Consider the following 20,758-nt stretch of genomic DNA (forward strand, 5'->3'; position numbering starts at 1 on the left):
TTTAATTATAAGTACTTGACTAATCGTAGGAAGAGTCTGGTACATATTGTGATGATGTATCAGGCTCTTTTTTATCGTATTACAGTGCATTATCTTTGATATTATAACGGTAAAAAATTCTCTGCAATAAAATATCCAAATAGCAAATATCAACATTAATAATCATATTAAATGTACCTAATAACATCTTAACCATAGCAAAGATAACTTGTATTATGTCACTCAATGAAAGCGTGATTATAGTAGATAAACTTATAATATTTTAATTGATAAAAAGTGATTTTAAAATGTTTTACGTGAAACAAAAATTGTCATTATTTAGAAAATTAGGTGATTTAAACAATATATTTACAACAATTGATTTACGCTATAAACTAAAAGTAAACGATACGTTTCGTTTAATAAATATGGATGAGAAGGGTTATTGTGTTTGGTATATCAATTTCTAGTGCTATACTACATTTCGTTATCGGAGGATTTGCTGTTGCACTTGCATCAATTATGGCTGATAAAGTAGGAGGGAAATTAGGTGGTATTATTGCCACTATGCCGGCAGTCTACCTTGCAGCTATTATAGCGTTAGCTATAGACCATAAAGGACAGCAACTTATTCAAATGTCAATTCATTTAAGTACAGGAGCGATTGTTGGGATTGTCTCATGTATTGTAACAGTGTTCTTTACTTCAATTTTTATTGGTAAGAAAAATTATAGGAGTGGAACAGTATTTGCAATTCTTTGCTGGTTTGTGATTTCTGTTGCGATTTTCTTAGTCAGACATATTTAAATTGGAGGATTAAAAATGAAGTTAGCAATTATTAAATTTTCAGTTGGTGGTTTAGCTGTTTTAATTAGTTATATTGTTTCTGTCGTGCTTCCATGGAAGGAATTTGGAGGTATATTTGCAACCTTTCCTGCAGTGTTTTTAGTTTCAATGTGTATTACTGGGATGCAATTTGGCAATGAAGTAGCTATGCATGTGAGCAGAGGTGCAGTCTTTGGCATGATAGGAGTTTTATGTAGTATACTAGCAACCTGGGGATTACTACAAGCTACACATATGTGGCTATTGAGCATTATTGGTGGTTTTGTAGCTTGGTTTGTAAGTGCATTGATTATTTTTGAAATTGTGGAATTCATCGCACATAAAAGAAGGGATAAACATGGCTGGAAGACCAAAAGATCCAACAATCAATAAAAAAATTTATACTGAGATTCAACGTTTATTGGAAACGACTCATTTTAGAGATATTACTATAGATCAAATTTCTGAGAATACTGGTATTTCTAAAGCAACTATTTATAGACGTTGGAAGGATAAATCTTCAATTATCATGTCTGCGTTTATTGAACAATCTCAATATATTGTGATTCATAATCAAGATAATTTATATGATGATTTATTCCAGTTTTTAGTAAAAATAAAAGATATCTATAAAACAAAACTAGGTAGTGCTGTGATTGAAATATTAATTAGTCATCAACAAATGGAAGCTAGAGAAACTTTTATGACTAATTACTTTAATCATAATCGCAAAGTTTTAAAAGAGATTGTTCGTAAGCATATAAAAGAGGAAGAACAAGATTTGTTTATCGATTTAATCTTCTCACCCATCTATTTTAATATATTAATTAAACCTGAAACTCTCGATGAAAATTACATTAAAAAGATGTTGAATCAAGTTCTACGTATATATCATTGATATGAAAAACGCTTCTTTCGAGGAGCGTTTTTTGTATTTCATGTAACAGGTTAGCCTAAGGTCAGTCTATTAAAACCCTTAACCATAATATGTCAAAGCATTTTGACAATGATAAGAGTGACATCGTAAAAACTATTTGATAGCTTTTGTAGAGAAAACTTGATTTGATTTAATAATAATATTAAATGATTTCAAATCATAATTAAGGAGTTTAACGTAATGAATGTTAGCAATCAAATCAAAAAATTTAGAGAAAGAGATGGGTATTCACAAGAATTTTTGGCTGAGAAAATGTTTGTTTCAAGACAAACCATTTCAAATTGGGAAAATGATAAAAGTTATCCGGATATTCATAATTTACTTATTATGTGTCAACTCTTCAAGGTATCTCTAGACGAACTGGTGGAGGATGATTTGAAAAACGTGCAAATCAAAAACATTAAAAAAGAATTAGACTTTTGGACATGGATGATGATAATTCCAATGGTATTGGGGAGTGTTCTCATAGGTCCTATGATTCATTACTTTCATTGGTTAGGAATAGGAATAACATATTTAGTATTTTTAATAGGTATCATTGCTTCTACAAAATTAGAAAAAATTAAAATAAAAAATGATATTGAAACATACGACAGGATATTAGCGTTTATTAATGGTAAAGATCCTAAAGAGGTGCAGAAAAGTAAGTTTAGATATATATGGACATCTTTAATTTCTTTTATTTTCTTTGTTGGTGTGATCATCGGTATAAGTTACTTAAGTATCATTTTAACTGATTATTTTTTATAAAAATCAAAAAGAGAATAGACTGGATGTCTATTGAATTTGACACCCAGCCTACTCTAAGAATGATTATTTATTGCTTTGTCCACTCATAATAATAATGGGAAATATGAAACAACACATAATACAAATCATTATGATTATTGTTTTCATAAATATTTCCTTACATAGTTTTTATTGCACTTAATAGCAGCGTTTAGCTATTCATTCCACCTATCATACCTGATCCTATTAATATGATGAGTGCAACGATTCCTAATATCATAGATGTTTTTTTAGATAATCGACTTGTTGAGTAATAGACAACACCTGTTAAAAAGGCTTTTAAAAGATTAGTTAAACTGAAAGCCATGAGTGTTTTATTATCCTTTGAAAAAATGTTTAAGCTATCAAGCTTATAATCTGTTATCTTTAGTCCAAAAACTATTTGAATTAAAGAAATAATAGTTGTAAATCCTAAAATAATGATTGAATAAGAGAGTGCAGCTGAGAATAAACTGCTCGCTTTGGCATCTGATTTAAATATTTTAGAAATAACTAAAAAGATTAAAAATACTACAACAACACTAAAGATTGTTCCTATGAAAGCACCTATAGTTGTAGTCATACGAAACATATTTTCATCCATTTGGCTATTAGCTATCGATTGGTTATCTAATAGATCATTGCTAGTATTATATGTGATGAAAGCGCTAATAATAGCTAATACTATCATTATGATTGATTTAAGTATCCATTTTGGCTGATGTCTTAGTTTGTTAAAATGATTAACAAATGGAATACTTGAGTTCTGAATATCATTTTCTTTTAATTCCTGTGTACTCATGTAATATATCTCCTTTACTTATTTAGGTTAGTTTGATGGTAACATTTTATTACATAATATAAAATGTAAAATCCTTAAATTTAATTAAATATAATTACTAATACTAATTTAAAGACAAAATGATTGCTACTATATTAAAAATTATAAGATTTAGTGATTTTTCTACATATAAAAGATTAATAATTTTACAAGTGTGTTATCATTTTCTTGTGAATCTATTACACAAGGAGAATATATATGAATAAAAAACTATTGTGGAGCATCATTGGTATTGTAATTATTGTCGTATTAATCATTGCTGCTTTTATATTAAAACAAGTTAATGGTTCAGGTAGTAAAGATAGTAAGGCTTACGATACATATACAGTAAGAAAAGAGACACCTATTAGTTTAGAAGGCAAAGCGTCTCCAGAATCTGTGAAAACTTATAATAATAATCAATCTGTGGGTAATTTCTTAAGTGTTTCAGTACAAGATGGTCAAACAGTTAAACAGGGTGAACGTATCATCAATTATGATACAAATGGGAATAAACGCCAACAACTAGTGAACAAAGTAAATCAAGCACAATCTCAAGTTAATGATGATTATCAAAAAGTAAATCAAAGTCCTAACAATAATCAATTACAAGTTAAATTGACTCAAGATCAAAGTGCTTTAAATGAAGCTCAGCAGTCATTGTCACAATATGACAGACAACTCAATGACAGCATGAATGCATCATTCGATGGTAAAATCAATATTAAAAATGATTCAGATGTAGGTGAAGGGCAACCTATTTTGCAATTAATTTCTTCAAATCCTCAAATTAACGCAACAATCACAGAGTTTGATATTAATAAAATTAAAGAAGGCGATGAAGTAGATGTCACTGTAAATAGCACAGGTAAAAAAGGAAAAGGCAAAATCCTTAAAATAGACGAACTTCCTACAAGCTATGATACAAGTGACGATAGTGCAGCATCATCGGCACAATCAGGGGCACAAGGTGATAGTGAAGAAGGAACTGAAATGACGGCATCTAATCCTACAATTAATCAGCCAACAGGTGGTAAAAGTGGCGAAACATCAAAATATAAAGTTATTATTGGTGATTTAGATATACCCGTGAGATCTGGCTTCTCTATGGATGCTAAAATCCCTCTTAAAACTAAAAAGTTACCAAATAACGTGTTAACAAAAGATAATAACGTATTTGTCGTTGATAAGAATAATAAAGTTCACAAACGTGAAATTAAAATAGAACGTAATAATGGTGAAATCATTGTGAAAAAAGGATTGAAATCTGGCGATAAAGTCATTAAAAAACCAAAAGGTAATTTAAATGATGGAGAAAAAGTAGAGGTGTCATCATGATTGAATTGAGAAAAATCAATCGACACTTTAAAAATGGAAATGAATCAAATCATATTTTAAAAGACATAGATATTCATATTGATGAAGGTGAATTTATTGCTATCATGGGTCCGTCTGGTTCAGGTAAAAGTACGTTAATTAATATCTTGGGATTTATTGATCGTGGTTATGAAGGAGAATACTTTTTTAACAATGAGAATTATCAAAAAAGCTCAGATAATAAGCTCGCAGAAATTCGAAATCATACTGTAGGTTTCGTCTTTCAGAATTTTAAATTGATTCAAAATAACACTATTTTAGAAAATGTAAGTATTCCGCTAATTTATAATGGTTTGAGTAATAAAGCGAGAAAAAGCAAAGTTTTAGACGGACTTCATGACGTCGGTCTCAAAGGTAAAGAGCATCTCTTACCAAATAAATTGTCAGGAGGGCAACAACAACGTGTAGCTATTGCCCGGGCAATTATTAATGACCCTAAGTTTATTATTGCCGATGAACCTACTGGCGCTCTTGATTCGAAGACATCTCAAGATATTATGGATCTTTTCGTAAAACTGAACAAAGAACAGAATACAACTATTATTATGGTAACGCATGATCGTGAAGTGGCGGAAAAAGCTGATCGTATTATCCATATTTTGGATGGACGTGTGCAAGAGGAAGAGGTGTTGACACGTGAGTAACTTTTCAAATGTCATATCAGTTGCTATTCGTTCCATTTTAAAAAACAAACGACGTAATATCTTTACGATGATTGGAATCATTATTGGTATCGCATCAGTAATTACTATCATGTCGTTGGGAAATGGTTTTAAGAAGTCAACGACTGAGCAATTCAATAATGCTGGAGCTGGTAAAAATCAAGCTTCAATTTCCTACATGACAGAAAATATGGATGCACCTAAAAACAATCCATTTAAGCAAGAGGATATGAGTGTTGTTGAACAGGTTAATGGTGTTAAGAGTGCTAAAGTAAAAGAGGATAAAGATAGCACATATTCAGTCAAAATTACGAATACACATGGCAGTAGTGATGCTAGTTTAAAAAAGGTTGATAAACTGACAGATGTAGATGAAGGAAAAGGATTTACGAATGATGATAATGAAGTGCTAGAAAAAGTAGCCGTTATAGATAAAAAAATTGCTAAAAAAGTATTTAATAATCATGCAATGGGTCAATCTATCTATGTAAATGGAGAAGGGTTTAAAGTCGTAGGCGTCTCTGATAGCTCAGAAGTTGATGAAAGTGGGATGCCTATTGAGTCATTAATTCAAATACCTACAAAAACATTTAATAAATATATGGGCAATTTGACACAAGGTATGCCTCAATTATTAGTTACAGTTGAAAAAGGTTCAGATAAGAAAGACGTAGGTAAAAAGGTCGAAAAAGCGTTGAATAAAAAAGGAACTGGCGTATCTGAAGGTCAATATAGTTATGAAGATAATGAAGCGGTGATGAAAACGATAGGTTCAGTCTTAGACACGATTACTTACTTTGTCGCTGCTGTTGCGGGAATATCACTCTTTATTGCAGGTATTGGTGTGATGAATGTCATGTATATTTCAGTCACTGAACGAACAGAAGAGATTGCAATTCGTCGTGCATTTGGCGCTAAAGGTCGAGATATTGAAATACAATTCTTAGTAGAAAGTGTTGTGTTATGTCTCATAGGTGGTATCATCGGATTAATTCTAGGTATTATTATTGCTACATTGATTGATCTCGTGACACCTGAAATGGTTAAGAGTTCCGTCAGTCTAGGTTCCGTCATCCTAGCTGTAGGTGTATCAACATTGATAGGCATCATTTTCGGTTGGATACCCGCACGTTCAGCTTCTAAAAAAGAATTAATTGATATTATTAAATAATTTATAACATAGAATGGTTTATCGTAAGGTACCATATGGTCGAAATTCTTGTTAACACAGCTATTAGTGTTTATACTGTTGCATTATATTACTTAATGGTTAAGTACACACGATAATTTGAGAGCATAGTAGTTATTAGCCTTTATCACCTATACCCCCTCACTGTTTCAAGTAGAGGGGGTTAATGTATACATGAATACTTATTTTTGACTATCTATCGGTCAGTTGAAGAATGCAAAAAATTTAATTTTCATGAATTGAATAAAAAGATAAAAGTAGTGTATGTATTAACTAAAATTAGCACAAGCTTTAATTAATTCGTAATATGAATTTAAAAAATAGATATGGAAATATAAAGTGATTAAATATTATATTCGTAATTAATTATTAGAAAATATTGATATAGATTAAATTTCTATAGAAGGGTATTTATAATTATTTTCAGGAAAAATAAAAAAGCTAATGTAGTTAGATTACTATCAGCGCACGAATAGTGGTTGATCAATAGAAAAAATTATAGATGAAAAGTAAACCATCCGTTTGTACGGGTGGTTTTGATTTTGTGAGGTAAAAACTCATTATTGTAGGATATACAAGAGTATTGTCTATCGAGCAAAATATAGAAAGGTCATTTGAAAATTTGAGATGATATATATAACTTTAAACATTGTGAAGACTCACCTCAAAAACTAAGATTAGTTATTTAAAATGTTTCTCATGCTACTTTTTTCATTTAATGATACCTGAATTGTTATTAATAATATCGTTTTATCAATTTTAATTGTGATTAATGCGATAAAATAGATAAATATAATTAAAAATAATGTATTGAATTAGTTTAAATGCTGTAATAGAATCAATAAAATGTTTTAAAAACTAAAAAGTTAACAAAAATTTAACTAAATTAGTTAAAAAAATTAATGACTTATATGTTATTTTGAATTTAGCAGTTATTTTTTCATTCTTTATAAGGGAAAAATCTTATAGAGGTGATTTCTTTGAAAAATAATAATAGAATAAAAAGATTTAGCATTAGAAAGTACGCAGTGGGAGTAGTATCAATTATTACAGGTGTAACAATTTTCATCGGAGGGCAACAAGCTCAAGCAGCTGAAATTTCAGTGCAACATGCGGATGCACACCCAGAAGACTCGCAAACAACACAACAATTAAAAAATGATAAGGTAGAAGAAACGCTAAAAGCTTCAAAACAAGGTACTGCTGATAGTCAAAAAGTACAAACAATTGATCAATCTAAAACAAATCAAAACAACCAACATTCTGTAGCTGAAAGTGCACAACTGAAAAGTGATGAGACAGCAAATCAGCCAAAAGTAGAAGAAGAAAGCTCAGTAAAACAAGACGTCCAACCGTCTAAAAATGTAAATCAACAAGACGTAGCTACTCAATCAAATGAGAGAGAAAATAATGACATAAAAGGTGAAGACCAAACTTCAAAGGCGAGCAATCAACATACTCAGAGTTCTAACAGTCATAATCAATCAATAGGAACAAAAGATAGCGACTCAGAAGAAATCGATCAGCCATTAGTGAAATTACAAAAGCCGTCTAATGATTCTACATATCAAACACAATCAAAAGCTAAACAAGATAGTTCTAAACAGCTCCCTCAAGAAAAAACAACAAAACATCAAATTCAAACAACTGAAAATGAACAGACAAATAACGTTGATTCTAAAAAAACTAATGACACTCAAGATGCTAGACAACATACTCAAGAGCCTAAAAATGATACATCAACATCACAAAAAAATCATCATCAAGTAGCTACAAAAGAACAATCTAATAGAAGTACAACAAGGGAGACACAAAAGCAATCAGCAAATTCTAATCAAAATCATCAGTCTACACATCAAGCACAGTTCAAAAACCAATATCCAGTCGTATTTGTCCATGGTTTCCTAGGCTTTGCAGGTGATAATCAATTTAGTTTAGCTCCAAAATATTGGGGTGGTACAAAATACAATATTGACAGAAATTTAACTAATGAGGGTTACAATGTACATGAAGCAAATATCGGTGCTTTTAGTAGTAACTATGATCGCGCAGTAGAATTATATTACTATGTCAAAGGAGGACGTGTTGATTACGGCGCAGCGCATGCAGCTAAATATGGTCATCATCGCTATGGTCGAACATACAAGGGTATCATGCGTGATTGGGAACCTGGCAAAAAAATTCATTTTATAGGACATAGTATGGGTGGTCAAACCATTCGTCAAATGGAAGAGTTCTTAAGAAATGGTAACCAAGAAGAAATAGAATATCAACGTCAACATGGAGGTACTATATCCGATTTATTTACAGGTGGTAAAGATAATATGGTTGCTTCAATTACTACACTTGGCACACCACATAATGGTACACCGGCGGCAGATAAAATTGGCACACGTAAACTTGTAAAAGAAACGATTAATCGTATTGGTAGATTAAGTGGTGGTAAAGATGTAGATATAGATTTAGGTTTTTCTCAATGGGGATTAAAACAACAACCAAATGAAAGCTACATTGATTATGCGGAACGTGTATCCAAAAGTAAGATTTGGAATACTGAAGATCAAGCTGTTAATGATCTGACAACGCAAGGTGCTGAAAAAATTAATCAACAAACAAGTCTAAATCCTAATATTGTCTACACTACTTATACGGGGTCTGCGACGCACACAGGACCTCTTGGTAATGAATTACCTAATTCTAGTGAAATTCTTTTGTTGAACTTAACCAGTCGTATTATTGGTAAGGATGCAAACAAAGAAATTAGACCGAATGATGGTGTAGTTCCAGTTATATCATCACAACATCCTTCTAATCAAGCCTTTAAAAAAGTTGATGATCATACACCAGCTACTGATAAAGGAGTTTGGCAAGTGAGACCTGTTCAACATGATTGGGACCATTTAGATTTAGTAGGTATGGATGCATTTGATTTAACACATACAGGTAGAGAATTAGGTCAATTCTATCTAGGTATTATGGATAATATCATGAGAATCGAAGAAGCTGACGGTATTACAAATAAATAATTTTATTTATAGTATAAGAAAACCCTCATAATATAGAGAGGTCACACTGACCTCTCTATTGAGGGCTTTTGTATTATGGTTATTTATTTTTCTCTTCACGTCTCTTTAGGATATATGCACCACCGAGTAAACCCACAGGTATACCAATAAGCGGTGTGACAATGTTACTTAAAATAAATATGATTACAGTTAAACTAAGTACGTTAAACCAATTGATTGTTAAATTTTTTAAATCCTCATATGATTGTTTGATTAATTCTTTGAATTTCATAGTAAAAACCGTCCTTTATTAAAATAATTTTGTGAATTGAGTTACTAAATAGAATGCTTAATCATACGACTCGAGTGTATAAATGAAATCATAGCAAAAATGAAATAAACAACTGTATATATAATCATTACTATAAATATAGGTGACATTGAGACATTTCCTAGAAGTTTCATAAATGCAAGTGCTGCAAATAATGCATGTAATAAAGCAATGAGAAGCGGTAATCCAAAATTAAATGCAATTTTTAATAGTAAACCTTTAGACATATCAGTGTAGGTAAATCCTATACGACGTAATATCTTAAAGTTATCAAGTTCATCCTCAGTTTCATCCATTTGTTTAATGTAAATAATACAACCAGCAGCCATTAAAAACGCTATTCCTAAGAATGATGTTACAAAGATAAGTATGCCATTGCTTTGGTTTATAAATTTCTTATATTCATCGTGCGACACAATATTACGATTAACTTTTGAGGCAATTTTTTCTGCTTTTTTCACATCTTTGTGAGTATTGAAATTAAAACCGTACATCTTATTAACAATATTGTCAGTTTTTAATGTGTTATAGACCTCCGGGCTCACCTCAACTATAGGAGCTCCAAATGATAATTGTGATGGATATATTTTAGAGTCATCTTTGTCTTTAACGATAATAGATTGTTTAGATTTTCCTTTAACTGTTATCTTATGATTTAAATGAATATCTATTAATCCCGTTGATGATTGTATATTCGTTATTTTAGCTTCATGACCCTTGAGATGTGAGTTCATCATTAGTGATGTTGTATTAGTAGACATATCAGAACCATTCTTACTCTTCATGACGTGGTCGCTTAATGTTTTTGGATTGATTACTTCATAAGTCCGTTGATGATATTTTAAATTTCCTTGATCTAGTTTATGTTTAAATTGCGTAGCTATTTTATTCTGGCTTATATTAAAATCATCTGGAGAAGTCATTTCTAAAGTTGTATTAGTATTAGATTGTGTAATTGCCGCGAAGCAAAGAATACTAACAGTGAAAGCTGAAATGATAGCAATAACTGTAAGAGACATCGCATTTTTCTTCATTCTGTGCATGATAGATGATGTAAAGACAACGTCTGTGATATTTACACGACCATGTTTAATATGTTTTAGCGTTTTAAAAATAAGTGATACAGAACTTCTAAAGAATAAGAAAGCACCTATAATAGTTAAGAAAAGTATGCTAAAAGGTGTAATCAAAGCAGTTGTTAAGGCTTTAAAAACACCAAACATTTCAGTAGACATATAATATCCAAATACTATCATTATAATTCCTAAAACACCGCTGATTGCTTCAAACGTAGTTATTCGTTTTTGGGTAGCTTCCGGGGTATAATTGTCTTTCATCAAAGCTAAAATGCTGTGTTTTTTTAAGAAAATGTAATTTTGTATCATTATCAATAAAAAAGCGACAGCTAACATTACGATAGTAATAAGTATAGCTTGGGGTTCAAAGCCAATAGAGATATGTGTGTTTAACTTCATTAATTTAGAAGCGATAACAAGTAAAAGTTTTGAACCAAAAATACCAATTAAAGTGCCTAAAATTCCTGTTACAATAAAAAATACTAGTTGTTCTATATTGAGCATTCTTAGAATATTTCTACGTGTTAAACCTATCAGTTGGTATAAGGCAAACTCTTTTGTACGCCTTTTAATAAATAAATGATTTGCATACATTAAGAAAACAACAATAATGATAAAAAGAATTGTAGCACCAATTGTGGCACCATTTTTAATAATAGTTGAAGAATCTGAGTTATTAATACTATGTGAATATTTTAAAGTTGAGAAACTAAAATAAAGTATAATGCTAATCAATAATGAAAATAGAAACATTCCATAATGCTTAATATTTTTTCTTAAATTTTTAAGGATAAGTTGGTTAAATGTCATGAGTGACACCACCTAGTGCGGTTTGAAGTTTCATAATTTCTTGGTAAAATGTTTGTTTTGAATCGTTACCCTGGTAGATTTCTGAGTGTATATCACCGTCTTTCAACATAATGACTCTCTCAGCGTAACTAGCGGCTGAAGGATCATGTGTCACCATCATAATGGTTGAATTAAATTGTTTATTCATATCTTCTAGACGGTGTAACAAATCTTGGGCACTTTTAGAATCTAAGGCGCCAGTAGGTTCATCTGCGAAAATGATCGTTGGTTTATGGACGAATGCTCGGGCAGCCGCCGTACGTTGTTGCTGACCGCCAGAAATTTCACTTGGATATTTATTTCCCAGGTTATAAATACCTAATGCCTCAGCCACTTCTTTATAATTTTGTTCCATTTCATATTTATGGAATTTTTGTACTGAGAGTGGTAGCATAATATTTTCTTTTACTGTTAATGTGGGTAAAACGCTATAATCTTGAAAAATAAAACCGAGATGTTGTTTTCGAAAATTTGCCACTTCTTTGTGGCTCAGTTTATTAATTTCTTTGCCTTCAACTTCCACAGTTCCACCTGAAATAGTATCTATTGAACTTAACACATTGAGTAAAGTCGTTTTACCTGATCCAGATGGACCCATGACAGCTACGAATTCCCCTTTTTCAACTGAAAAACTTATATTATTTAAAGCTCGATATTTTTGTTTGTGACCATATACTTTTGATAATTGATTTGCTGTTAAAATAGCCATCCTCTCACTCCTTTAGTTATCTATATTTAAATTGTAGGATGGTTGTGACCTCCTTGCCTTTATCTAAACTTACATTTATAGACATGAAACTTACATGTTTGAAAGATACTTGTTTTATAATTTATCAAAATACATATAAGTGTATGCTTTTGGTTTAATTTGCCGGATTATCCATGACGCTTAATTTAAACTGAATTTTTAAAAATAAGGTTTTAGTTAATCATTAATAATAATTTAAAAATTGTTTGTTATAATTTATTATGAATTTATAAATGGAGAAAAGGAGTATTAATATGAAAAAAGTATTTATGATCATAAGTATACTTACCATAACTGTTACTTTAAGTGCATGTGGAGGTTCTGGAAAACAAAAAGAGCCATCTAAGGAAAGTCAAAAATCTGATAAATATGATTATGTTTATTATGAAATATTAAATGATGGAGATTCTGAAACGCCAAATGTTGAGATTAAATATAAAGATAAAAAAGGTAAATCACATATAGAAAAAGCTGATTTAGATCACGTGTATGAACATATACTAGATGATGGTAATAAAAAACCATATATTGTAAAAGATGGGAAGAAAATTCATGTATACCGACCACCATATATGATTTATGGTGATGATGATGTTGAAGGCAAAGCCATTTCGAAAGATGAAGTTACGAAGTAAAAGAAAGGTGACAAAATGAAACAGCTATTATACAAAACAAGTTGCGTAATGATGGTATTTCTCACGTCTTCTTTAAGTATTGTCAGTACATATTCTCATGCAACAACATCGGGCGGAACGAGTAGTTCCAGTTCGGCAAGTTCTAGTTCAAGTAGCAGTGCAGCTTCTGCATCTAGAGGTTCAACTTCTTCAAGTACAAGTATGAGTCGTTCTAGTGCAGTAAATGCGTCTCGTAATGCACAACAATCTAGTCAGCGTGCTGCCCAACAAGCGACAAAATCAAGTCGTGTGACAGCAACCAAAAATAAAGGACAACAGAGTGTATCAAGCCAAAAAGCACAATCTCGTTCTTTAATGCCATCTCAAAGGCCATATGATTCAAGTGCACCGTATTCGTCTCAATATATAGCTACAACTTATTATAATAATTGGTTATTCTATTATATCTTTGCATATTCGTTTTTAAATCAACATGAAAAGAAAAACAGTGTAGATGCTCAATTTAATATGTTGAAACAACAAATGAAGCCTCATGAGAAACTTTATACTGTTACTGTAAAGACCAAACAAGGAAAGCGTGTCGTTGTTGTACCTAAAAAACAATATGACAAAATTGAAAAAGGAAAACACATTAAAGTTAAAAATGGTGTTGTTCAGTAATCTTTTATGAGCCCATGTAAGCTCAGTGATAAATGACATAAAAACATATCAAGGGAGCTATAATAATGAAGAAAGAAATAATAGAATGGATTGTAGCCATAATCGTTGCAATTGTAATCGTCACACTTGTGCAAAAGTTTTTATTTGCTTCTTATACAGTCAAAGGAGCGTCTATGCATCCAACATTTGAAAATCGAGAAAAAGTGATAGTAAGTCGTATAGCAAAAACGCTTGATCATATTGATACAGGAGATGTAGTGATTTTTCATGCTAACGCGAAGCAGGATTATATTAAGCGACTTATTGGTAAACCAGGTGATTCAGTAGAATATAAAAAAGATCAACTATATTTAAACGGTAAAAAAGTAGATGAGCCTTATTTAAGTGAAAATAAAAAACATAAAGTTGGAGAATATCTAACGGAAAACTTTAATTCTAAAGATCTTAAGGGTACGAATGGCAATATGAAAATTCCTAACGGTAAATACTTGGTTTTAGGTGATAATCGTCAAAACAGTATTGACAGTCGTATGGATGAAGTAGGTCTTTTAGATAAAAATCAAGTTGTTGGAAAAGTAGTTTTGAGATACTGGCCATTTAATCGGTGGGGTGGTAGTTTTAATCCTGGAACATTTCCTAACTAATTAAATAAAAACCTCTTAGTGCATATTTTCAATGACATGCGTACTAAGGGGTTTTTTAATATTTACTCTACTTCAATATGTTTACCGACAGCTTCCCATTTTATAGATACTGTTATGATAATTCCGAGTAAAGGGACAATGGACAAGATTAACATAGTATTCGTTAGACCTACCGCAGCAAGTATGATTGGAAAGACAAAAGTGCCTATGATACTACCAGTACGACTTACAGATTCTACAAAGCCAGTAGCTTGTGAACGTAAATGAGTGGGGAATGATAAGGCGCCAATTGTTTTCCCTTGAGTACCAGGACCTCCTGAATGGCCAAATAGAAATAATCCAATAAGGAAAGTGTTAAGAAGCATTGGTAGATGATGATAAAAGAGTCCTACACATACCATTGAAATTAAAACAAGTGTGAAGCCTATCATTGTAAGCTTCCGTGTACCTAATTTATAAGTCAATTGAGCACCTAAATATGCGCCTAGAATACCTGCTATATTGACTATGGCAGTGCCTAATAATACACCTATTTTTTCTTTACTAATAAGATAGGTTGCAATAATAGGTATGTATAAACCAACACCATAGTACTGCATACCTTGTAACGTTGAAATTGCGGTTGCCAGGATAATTCTTTTTATATATCTCGGTTTAAATAAGTCTGTCCAAGAATTTTGAGGCGAAGTCACATCAGAACTTAAATCATCGTCAAGCGTTCCCTCTAGGTGGATGTCTTTATGATAATATTTTCTTACAAATTCAGTTGCTTTTTCTAAAGAATAATGATTAATCACCCATGTCGGACTTTCGTGTAAATATTTAATTCGCAAGATGTATAAGACAAAAGCAATAAATGCACCAAATCCAACTGCATATCTCCACAAATGTGCACCAGCCCCTAGCATAAAGAACGCAATGACCACTAAAGCAGAAGTAACTATTGCAACATACCAAACGACTTGCCAATAATTAACATTTCTTCCTTTATGCTTTAAATTACTTATTTCCGCAATAAAAGTGAAAGCAACTGGACTATCCATTCCAATAGCAAACCCCATTACACAACGACATATTATTAGAATAATTACATTTGGTGCGAATGCTGCACCAAGAGACGTTACAGTGAGTGTTAGTAAGGCAATTGATAAAATGCGCTTGCGTCCAAACTGATATGCTAATGTACCACCAAGTAATGCACCAAATAATGCACCAATAGGTAAAGAGGTCATTACTATAGATAGCGTTGCTGGTGATAAATGAAACTGTTGAGTGAGTTGATCAGTCATTGTACCTAAAATAGTAATATCATATGCATCTAAAAATATAGTTCCTAATATTAAGAATAAAACCACCTTAGATGTCGATGTTTGAGCTTCATCGTCTATGAGTCTAAATAAGTCAGTTTTTGATTTAACGAAATTCATATTTTCATCCCTTATTTTCATCTTCTTTTCAATCGTAATCCAAGGTCGTTAATTCAATATAAAATTAAGATTAAAAAATTATTAATGTTTTTAAAGATGAGAAGTGATTTGTGGATAACTAGAAAGGTGAAAAATAAAAAAGTTGTTATAGCAATGTTTAAGTAAGGGTGAAATTATCCACAATAGCTTGATCGTATGTGTATAATTTACAGAATTGTGTGACAATCATAGCTGTTTATTTGCTATCAACACTTTTAAATGTTGGAGGGATAAATTGTATGATAAATTACGTTTAATTTATTACGAAAGTAAAAGATTTAATTTTTTAGAAATTTATTAATAAATAAAGATATTTTCTGTGTATGCGTATTGTTAAAGGTTGTATATTTTTTAATAAGTTCAAATAATCTAATTAGAAAAGTCTTTTGATTAAATATAAATTTGTTGTATTATTTAATAAATGAAAAGCAATTCGATTTTTGCAATAGTTTAGAAAGCATTTGGTTTTTGAGAAAGGTTCATTTTTAAAATGAATAAATATATAGAATATCCTCGCAATTGAAACAAATTTTATCACTCGAATTCCTCAAATTTCTTAGTATCTTCTTCATTGAGATTGACTAGATATCATTTTAAACGTATTAGATAATTTCAAAAATTTCTTAACGTAAAGATTTTCTACAGGAAAGTTCTGAAAGAAAAATCATCTAGCCCAATCGCTTTGTCTTTGGGTTTGAAAAATTAGATAGATTTTTCAAGTTTTTGTATAAAATTGACTATCACTATTTTGAGGTTTCTAGCACTTACAGGTAATAGTCTTTTCCATGATACATATTTCCAAACAATCCTATAATTTAAGCTTTATTTATGAATACATTTGGTAAATATTAAAAATTTATAGTTAAGACTGTATCGAAGTTTGATAAAGATTAATTTAAATCTGTGGTGGTTCAATTTATTTTTCAAGTTGTTTGTAAAAACCTTGTTTTAACTCTCTTATCAACGAAAATTCTATAGAAAATGTAAAGTTTCTAAGACATCTATAAAAATAAATACAATTTTTGGATTTTACTAATCAATATTGAGAAGTATATTTTAAAAAAGTTTTCTCTGTGTTTTTAACGTTTGTGTTGTTGATGATTATCTATCTTAAGTTAAGCTTTTTCACTCTAATATTGGTTGTAGGTATAAGACAATAGAAACAAGAGAACTACATACACACTTATGACTTAGAGAATATCGAATTCTAGTAATCAAGTTTTATGACATAATCCTATATTCGTGTATACTAAAATAACAGAAAATTCTAAAAAAGGGGTGGTTTTGTATGTTTAGTTATCAAATAAATAAAAATATTAAATTAAAAATATTAGAAGAACGAGAAGCAGAACAGTTATTTAAATTAGTAGATAGCAATCGTGACTATCTAGCTGAATTTCTACCTTTTGTTGAACATACGAAGAAGGTTGAAGATAGTAAACACTTTATCCATTCGGCGTTGCAACAATTTATCGATGGTAATGGATTTCATTGTGGAATATGGAGTAATAAAGAATTGATTGGAGTCATAGGATTGCATTACTTAGATTTAGTTAATAAAACAACTTCAATTGGTTATTATTTAGCTGAAGACTTTCAAAAGAAAGGTATTATGACTAAATGTACTAAAGCTTTAATTCGTTATGTATATGAAGAATATGATATTAATCGTATTGAAATACGAATGTCTACCAAAAATAAGAAAAGTCGAGCTATACCTATAAGACTGGGGTTTACACAAGAAGGTATATTGAGAAGTAATGAACGTTTACAAGGAGAATTCTCAGATAGTTATGTTTTTAGCTTGTTGAGAGAAGAATGTACGTATACTAGATAAAACTCCTCGAAAGATATGTTTATCTTTGTTTTAGCGAAAGCATTCAAATAAAATTTGATAATCCTCTAACAACTTTAAAAGCGTCTAGAGATGATAATCCAGACGCTTAAATATATTATGCTTATTTTTCACGAAGTACACGTGTCATTTCTTCAATTTTACCAGTGTGTAAAGGCACATGGATAGCATTTAACATTAATAATTCATCAAGTGTGTTACAACCTGCGATAGGTTGGTCTAATTTCTGAGCTAACTGCTCGTGTGTTAATTTTTTAGCACGTTCTGGTAATGTTTGAATGTGTTGTTTGATTTCGTTGATAGCAGGTACATCTTGTCCTTTCCAGTCTCTAGGATTTGAACCATATCCAAACAATTTATTATATTTTTCAACATCTACGACATGTTGATTGCCTAATGATAATGCTTGTTCAAAGATTGTTAATACATGACCATATTGCCAATGTAAAGTGTTTGGGAAATGTTGAGTTTCTTTATCTAATACTTCTTCAACATTCCAATTGTCATAATCGGCTAAAAGATTGTTTACGCCCAATTCAATGACATTATAAACTGTGATATTACTCATCATATTACTCCTTTTATATATCGATGGTATTACTAAAAATACCCATTAAAAAGGTAGCATATGCATTAAAGATAAAAGTTATCACAAGTTTTAGTTAAAATTTAATGTATATGGATCTTCTCTTTTTTAATCTGTTCCTTTAATACATATATATAAACATATCAGTGTATTAGCTGTAAAAACTGAGAAGTAAGATGAATCTAGAGTTGATTGGAGACATTGATATACGAAAGGATTGATAATTCAACTAATAACTCGAAATTTAGTTCGAATGCAGTAGGCCCTTTTTGACCGAAATAAAGAGCAATGATTTAGAGTAAATAACGAATGTGTATAAAGTAGTTCGAGATTAGTATAGGAAAAGCGTGCCTCTTTCTTTTTAAGCTCCTACGAGATACATTTATTTATCATCTAATCCGATAAGTTGGGTTCTATTGAGCCAGTGACACTTAAAATATGATGGTCATATACTTATTGATTATGAATCATTATGCTTTTTCTTATTTTTATCTTTAATCATTTCAGAAGGAACAGCAAAGATAAATACTAGAATAAACAAAATGAGCGCTAAGTGAGGTACATTTTCTAGGAAATACCATCTTAAGTGCCAGTCAAACATATCATTTGCATAATTTACAAAATACTTGGTAAACAATAAAGCAACACATATGCCTGTTAAAGTATCTAAAACTTTAGTTAATATTGTCATTAAAGTACTCCTTTATCCCATTTTTAATTAACTATTTATAAATATATTAATAAATAATTATCTTTAAATGCAAATAAATTATTAAAAACTTAAATGATATAAATAACCCCCTGAATTTTCAATTACCGAAAATTTAGGGAGATTAAATATTATAGTTCTTGTTTGTTAAAAATTTTAATCGATAAAATATAAGAGATAATCATTGAAATCAATCCAAGTATTCCATAAATGGAATATACAACATAGCTTTGTGTGTTGCTCAGCATTGTAATCATAGAGCCGCTTCCTGTTTGATTACTCAATATCATTGATGCGATATAGAATAAGAAATAGATAATAATGACAGCAAATGTTGTAGTCATCACAATGACATTTGAATTTTCAGAACCGAATTTGAATGTTAGAGGAAACATAATGGAGAAAGTCCCTGCGCCACCAATGGCAACACATAGTGAAATGAATACCATACTTAAACTTTGTGTGATTAGACCGACACTAGGTACACCTGCAAGTATCCCAACTAATGCACACAAGAGAAAAATAGTATAATAACTTTTAACATAATCAGCTCTTCTAACAGGAAGTGTGGATATGTAATTCATCCATCTTGAGTCCTTTTCACGTTTGAAGTTATCCGTAATAGGAGATATTAAAAAAATGATAGCAAGAAAGCTGTTCATCGTTGGATTTAAAAATGAGAAAACGACTGCAGCAATAATTCCGACTACTAAGTAGATGAAAAATGATTTTTTAGCTGTATAAAATATACTAAGAGTAAGACCTTTCATTATACTTCACCTCGCATAATAATTTTAGTTGCATCATCGATTGTCTTTAGTGGTTGTGCATCAGGTACTTTTTGATAGTTATTCACTAAACTGATTTGTCGATCATTACGTCTGCGCGTTGCGATTAGATACTCATTTGAAATATTGAAATGCTCAACTGGTTGATCGATGATACCGTATTGGCTCAATAAAACTTCTTTACTTTCTTTTAAAATAATTCGACCATCACGCATAAAAACGAGCTGAGTAGCTAGCTGTTCAATATCTTCAGAAATATGTGATGAAATTAATATGGCACGATCGTCTCCTAAATAATCCTCTAGAATTTCTAACACATGTTCACGTCCTGATACGTCCATACCTGCTGTAGCTTCATCTAAGATTAATAATTTAGCATCATGGCTTAAAGCAATTGTTAAAGCTGCTTTCATACGCATTCCTCTTGAGAATGTCTTAATTTGATTATTTGTTGGTAGTTCAAATGCTTTGGTTAAAGAAAAGAATGTATCACTGTTCCAAGCATCATATATTTCAGTAAAAACTTTATTGATAGATTGTAGAGTTAATTTATCTGGAACACGTAAATCATCAAAAACTACGCCTAAATGTTCTTTATATTTGAAGTCGTTCTCTGTCACCTCTTTATCGAAGAATTTCAGTGAACCATTATCTTTATGTCTATTTCCTACAAGTGTATTAATGAGGGTAGACTTACCTGAACCATTTTTTCCAATTAAACCCACTACCTCGCCAGGTTTAACAGAGAATGTGATGTCAGTAAGCTGAAATTCTGAATTCTTATATGATTTATTGAGTTGCTGAACTTCTAATAAGTTTTCCATAATTTACTCCTTTTCTTTAAATTAG

General features: G+C 30.8%; 21 protein-coding genes. 12 read left to right on the plus strand and 9 right to left on the minus strand.

Features of this window, described 5'->3' with window-relative positions; genetic code table 11:
* The first annotated feature begins 426 nt into the window (after positions 1–426).
* The 4 genes from HMPREF2663_RS03160 (at position 427) to HMPREF2663_RS03175 (ending at position 2,491) form a co-directional block, all read left to right on the plus strand.
* Positions 427–786, plus strand: a complete 360-nt coding sequence (locus HMPREF2663_RS03160; RefSeq protein ID WP_001831810.1) for a DUF3147 family protein — start codon at positions 427–429, stop codon at positions 784–786.
* A gap of 15 nt (positions 787–801) precedes the next feature.
* A complete protein-coding gene (locus HMPREF2663_RS03165; RefSeq protein ID WP_001831775.1) occupies positions 802–1,197 on the plus strand; it encodes a DUF3147 family protein in 396 nt (131 codons plus the stop codon).
* Positions 1,163–1,702, plus strand: a complete 540-nt coding sequence (locus HMPREF2663_RS03170; protein ID WP_002447651.1) for a TetR/AcrR family transcriptional regulator — start codon at positions 1,163–1,165, stop codon at positions 1,700–1,702. The genes HMPREF2663_RS03165 and HMPREF2663_RS03170 overlap by 35 nt, the downstream gene beginning before the upstream one ends.
* A 219-nt stretch (positions 1,703–1,921) precedes the next feature.
* On the plus strand, positions 1,922–2,491 hold the full coding sequence (locus HMPREF2663_RS03175; RefSeq protein WP_002447652.1) for a helix-turn-helix transcriptional regulator: 570 nt from the start codon (positions 1,922–1,924) through the stop codon (positions 2,489–2,491).
* Positions 2,492–2,681: 190 nt separating this feature from the next.
* On the opposite strand, the gene HMPREF2663_RS03180 is transcribed toward HMPREF2663_RS03175, so the two are convergent.
* Entirely contained in the window at positions 2,682–3,311 is a 630-nt protein-coding gene (locus HMPREF2663_RS03180; RefSeq protein ID WP_002447653.1) for a YIP1 family protein, read from the minus strand.
* A 237-nt stretch (positions 3,312–3,548) separates the two neighbouring features.
* Between HMPREF2663_RS03180 and HMPREF2663_RS03185 the strand changes: the two genes are divergently transcribed.
* From HMPREF2663_RS03185 to lip, 4 genes are all read left to right on the plus strand, one after another.
* On the plus strand, positions 3,549–4,667 hold the full coding sequence (locus HMPREF2663_RS03185; RefSeq protein WP_002501618.1) for an efflux RND transporter periplasmic adaptor subunit: 1,119 nt from the start codon (positions 3,549–3,551) through the stop codon (positions 4,665–4,667).
* Entirely contained in the window at positions 4,664–5,350 is a 687-nt protein-coding gene (locus HMPREF2663_RS03190) for an ABC transporter ATP-binding protein (RefSeq protein ID WP_070845767.1), read from the plus strand. The genes HMPREF2663_RS03185 and HMPREF2663_RS03190 overlap by 4 nt, the downstream gene beginning before the upstream one ends.
* Positions 5,343–6,539 (plus strand): ABC transporter permease, encoded by a 1,197-nt coding sequence (locus HMPREF2663_RS03195; protein WP_002487246.1) that lies wholly within the window; start codon positions 5,343–5,345, stop codon positions 6,537–6,539. The genes HMPREF2663_RS03190 and HMPREF2663_RS03195 overlap by 8 nt, the downstream gene beginning before the upstream one ends.
* A gap of 998 nt (positions 6,540–7,537) precedes the next feature.
* The gene (gene lip / locus HMPREF2663_RS03200; protein WP_070845769.1) at positions 7,538–9,583 is read left to right on the plus strand and encodes a YSIRK-targeted triacylglycerol lipase; all 2,046 of its coding nucleotides are present in this window, start codon (positions 7,538–7,540) and stop codon (positions 9,581–9,583) included.
* A gap of 79 nt (positions 9,584–9,662) precedes the next feature.
* On the opposite strand, the gene HMPREF2663_RS03205 is transcribed toward lip, so the two are convergent.
* From HMPREF2663_RS03205 to HMPREF2663_RS03215, 3 genes are read right to left on the minus strand one after another with little or no spacing between them, the layout of a single operon-like run.
* On the minus strand, positions 9,663–9,854 hold the full coding sequence (locus tag HMPREF2663_RS03205; RefSeq protein WP_001831751.1) for a VraH family peptide resistance protein: 192 nt from the start codon (positions 9,852–9,854) through the stop codon (positions 9,663–9,665).
* A 44-nt stretch (positions 9,855–9,898) separates the two neighbouring features.
* A complete protein-coding gene (locus HMPREF2663_RS03210) occupies positions 9,899–11,779 on the minus strand; it encodes an ABC transporter permease (RefSeq protein ID WP_002499498.1) in 1,881 nt (626 codons plus the stop codon).
* Positions 11,769–12,527 (minus strand): ABC transporter ATP-binding protein, encoded by a 759-nt coding sequence (locus HMPREF2663_RS03215; protein ID WP_002458531.1) that lies wholly within the window; start codon positions 12,525–12,527, stop codon positions 11,769–11,771. The genes HMPREF2663_RS03210 and HMPREF2663_RS03215 overlap by 11 nt, the downstream gene beginning before the upstream one ends.
* Positions 12,528–12,820: 293 nt before the next feature.
* On the opposite strand from HMPREF2663_RS03215, the gene HMPREF2663_RS03220 reads away from it, so the two are divergent.
* The 3 genes from HMPREF2663_RS03220 (at position 12,821) to lepB (ending at position 14,505) form a co-directional block, all read left to right on the plus strand.
* Positions 12,821–13,201, plus strand: coding sequence for an LptM family lipoprotein (locus tag HMPREF2663_RS03220; RefSeq protein ID WP_002474869.1), 381 nt, complete (start codon positions 12,821–12,823; stop codon positions 13,199–13,201).
* Between the two features lie 15 nt (positions 13,202–13,216).
* Positions 13,217–13,861 (plus strand): hypothetical protein, encoded by a 645-nt coding sequence (locus HMPREF2663_RS03225; RefSeq protein WP_046044521.1) that lies wholly within the window; start codon positions 13,217–13,219, stop codon positions 13,859–13,861.
* Positions 13,862–13,926: 65 nt separating this feature from the next.
* Positions 13,927–14,505 carry a signal peptidase I gene (lepB, locus tag HMPREF2663_RS03230; RefSeq protein WP_002447662.1) on the plus strand — a complete coding sequence of 193 codons (579 nt, stop codon included), beginning with the start codon at positions 13,927–13,929 and terminating at the stop codon, positions 14,503–14,505.
* Positions 14,506–14,567: 62 nt separating this feature from the next.
* On the opposite strand, the gene HMPREF2663_RS03235 is transcribed toward lepB, so the two are convergent.
* Entirely contained in the window at positions 14,568–15,932 is a 1,365-nt protein-coding gene (locus HMPREF2663_RS03235; RefSeq protein ID WP_049383323.1) for an MFS transporter, read from the minus strand.
* A gap of 1,327 nt (positions 15,933–17,259) precedes the next feature.
* Here HMPREF2663_RS03235 and HMPREF2663_RS03240 point away from each other — a divergent pair.
* Entirely contained in the window at positions 17,260–17,808 is a 549-nt protein-coding gene (locus tag HMPREF2663_RS03240; RefSeq protein ID WP_002458624.1) for a GNAT family N-acetyltransferase, read from the plus strand.
* A 121-nt stretch (positions 17,809–17,929) separates the two neighbouring features.
* On the opposite strand, the gene HMPREF2663_RS03245 is transcribed toward HMPREF2663_RS03240, so the two are convergent.
* The 4 genes from HMPREF2663_RS03245 to HMPREF2663_RS03260 form a co-directional block, all read right to left on the minus strand.
* Entirely contained in the window at positions 17,930–18,394 is a 465-nt protein-coding gene (locus tag HMPREF2663_RS03245; protein WP_001831338.1) for a bacillithiol transferase BstA, read from the minus strand.
* Between the two features lie 478 nt (positions 18,395–18,872).
* On the minus strand, positions 18,873–19,103 hold the full coding sequence (locus tag HMPREF2663_RS03250) for an epilancin biosynthesis-related protein ElxI1 (protein ID WP_070845771.1): 231 nt from the start codon (positions 19,101–19,103) through the stop codon (positions 18,873–18,875).
* A 149-nt stretch (positions 19,104–19,252) separates the two neighbouring features.
* Entirely contained in the window at positions 19,253–19,891 is a 639-nt protein-coding gene (locus HMPREF2663_RS03255; protein ID WP_002447666.1) for an ABC-2 transporter permease, read from the minus strand.
* Positions 19,891–20,733 (minus strand): ABC transporter ATP-binding protein, encoded by an 843-nt coding sequence (locus HMPREF2663_RS03260; RefSeq protein ID WP_002458623.1) that lies wholly within the window; start codon positions 20,731–20,733, stop codon positions 19,891–19,893. The genes HMPREF2663_RS03255 and HMPREF2663_RS03260 overlap by 1 nt, the downstream gene beginning before the upstream one ends.
* Positions 20,734–20,758 lie beyond the last annotated feature (25 nt).

This window comes from Staphylococcus sp. HMSC077D08, assembly GCF_001837945.1.
In the GTDB taxonomy this organism is placed as follows: Bacteria; Bacillota; Bacilli; order Staphylococcales; family Staphylococcaceae; genus Staphylococcus; species Staphylococcus epidermidis.

Coding starts and splice junctions, on each gene's coding strand:
- HMPREF2663_RS03165 (WP_001831775.1), top strand. CDS start 802: ATGAAGTTAGCAATTATTAAATTTTCAGTTGGTGGTTTAGCTGTTTTA.
- HMPREF2663_RS03170 (WP_002447651.1), top strand. CDS start 1,163: ATGGCTGGAAGACCAAAAGATCCAACAATCAATAAAAAAATTTATACT.
- HMPREF2663_RS03175 (WP_002447652.1), top strand. CDS start 1,922: ATGAATGTTAGCAATCAAATCAAAAAATTTAGAGAAAGAGATGGGTAT.
- HMPREF2663_RS03180 (WP_002447653.1), bottom strand. CDS start 3,311: ATGAGTACACAGGAATTAAAAGAAAATGATATTCAGAACTCAAGTATT.
- HMPREF2663_RS03185 (WP_002501618.1), top strand. CDS start 3,549: ATGAATAAAAAACTATTGTGGAGCATCATTGGTATTGTAATTATTGTC.
- HMPREF2663_RS03190 (WP_070845767.1), top strand. CDS start 4,664: ATGATTGAATTGAGAAAAATCAATCGACACTTTAAAAATGGAAATGAA.
- HMPREF2663_RS03205 (WP_001831751.1), bottom strand. CDS start 9,854: ATGAAATTCAAAGAATTAATCAAACAATCATATGAGGATTTAAAAAAT.
- HMPREF2663_RS03210 (WP_002499498.1), bottom strand. CDS start 11,779: ATGACATTTAACCAACTTATCCTTAAAAATTTAAGAAAAAATATTAAG.
- HMPREF2663_RS03215 (WP_002458531.1), bottom strand. CDS start 12,527: ATGGCTATTTTAACAGCAAATCAATTATCAAAAGTATATGGTCACAAA.
- HMPREF2663_RS03220 (WP_002474869.1), top strand. CDS start 12,821: ATGAAAAAAGTATTTATGATCATAAGTATACTTACCATAACTGTTACT.
- HMPREF2663_RS03225 (WP_046044521.1), top strand. CDS start 13,217: ATGAAACAGCTATTATACAAAACAAGTTGCGTAATGATGGTATTTCTC.
- lepB (WP_002447662.1), top strand. CDS start 13,927: ATGAAGAAAGAAATAATAGAATGGATTGTAGCCATAATCGTTGCAATT.
- HMPREF2663_RS03235 (WP_049383323.1), bottom strand. CDS start 15,932: ATGAATTTCGTTAAATCAAAAACTGACTTATTTAGACTCATAGACGAT.
- HMPREF2663_RS03240 (WP_002458624.1), top strand. CDS start 17,260: ATGTTTAGTTATCAAATAAATAAAAATATTAAATTAAAAATATTAGAA.
- HMPREF2663_RS03245 (WP_001831338.1), bottom strand. CDS start 18,394: ATGAGTAATATCACAGTTTATAATGTCATTGAATTGGGCGTAAACAAT.
- HMPREF2663_RS03250 (WP_070845771.1), bottom strand. CDS start 19,103: ATGACAATATTAACTAAAGTTTTAGATACTTTAACAGGCATATGTGTT.
- HMPREF2663_RS03255 (WP_002447666.1), bottom strand. CDS start 19,891: ATGAAAGGTCTTACTCTTAGTATATTTTATACAGCTAAAAAATCATTT.
- HMPREF2663_RS03260 (WP_002458623.1), bottom strand. CDS start 20,733: ATGGAAAACTTATTAGAAGTTCAGCAACTCAATAAATCATATAAGAAT.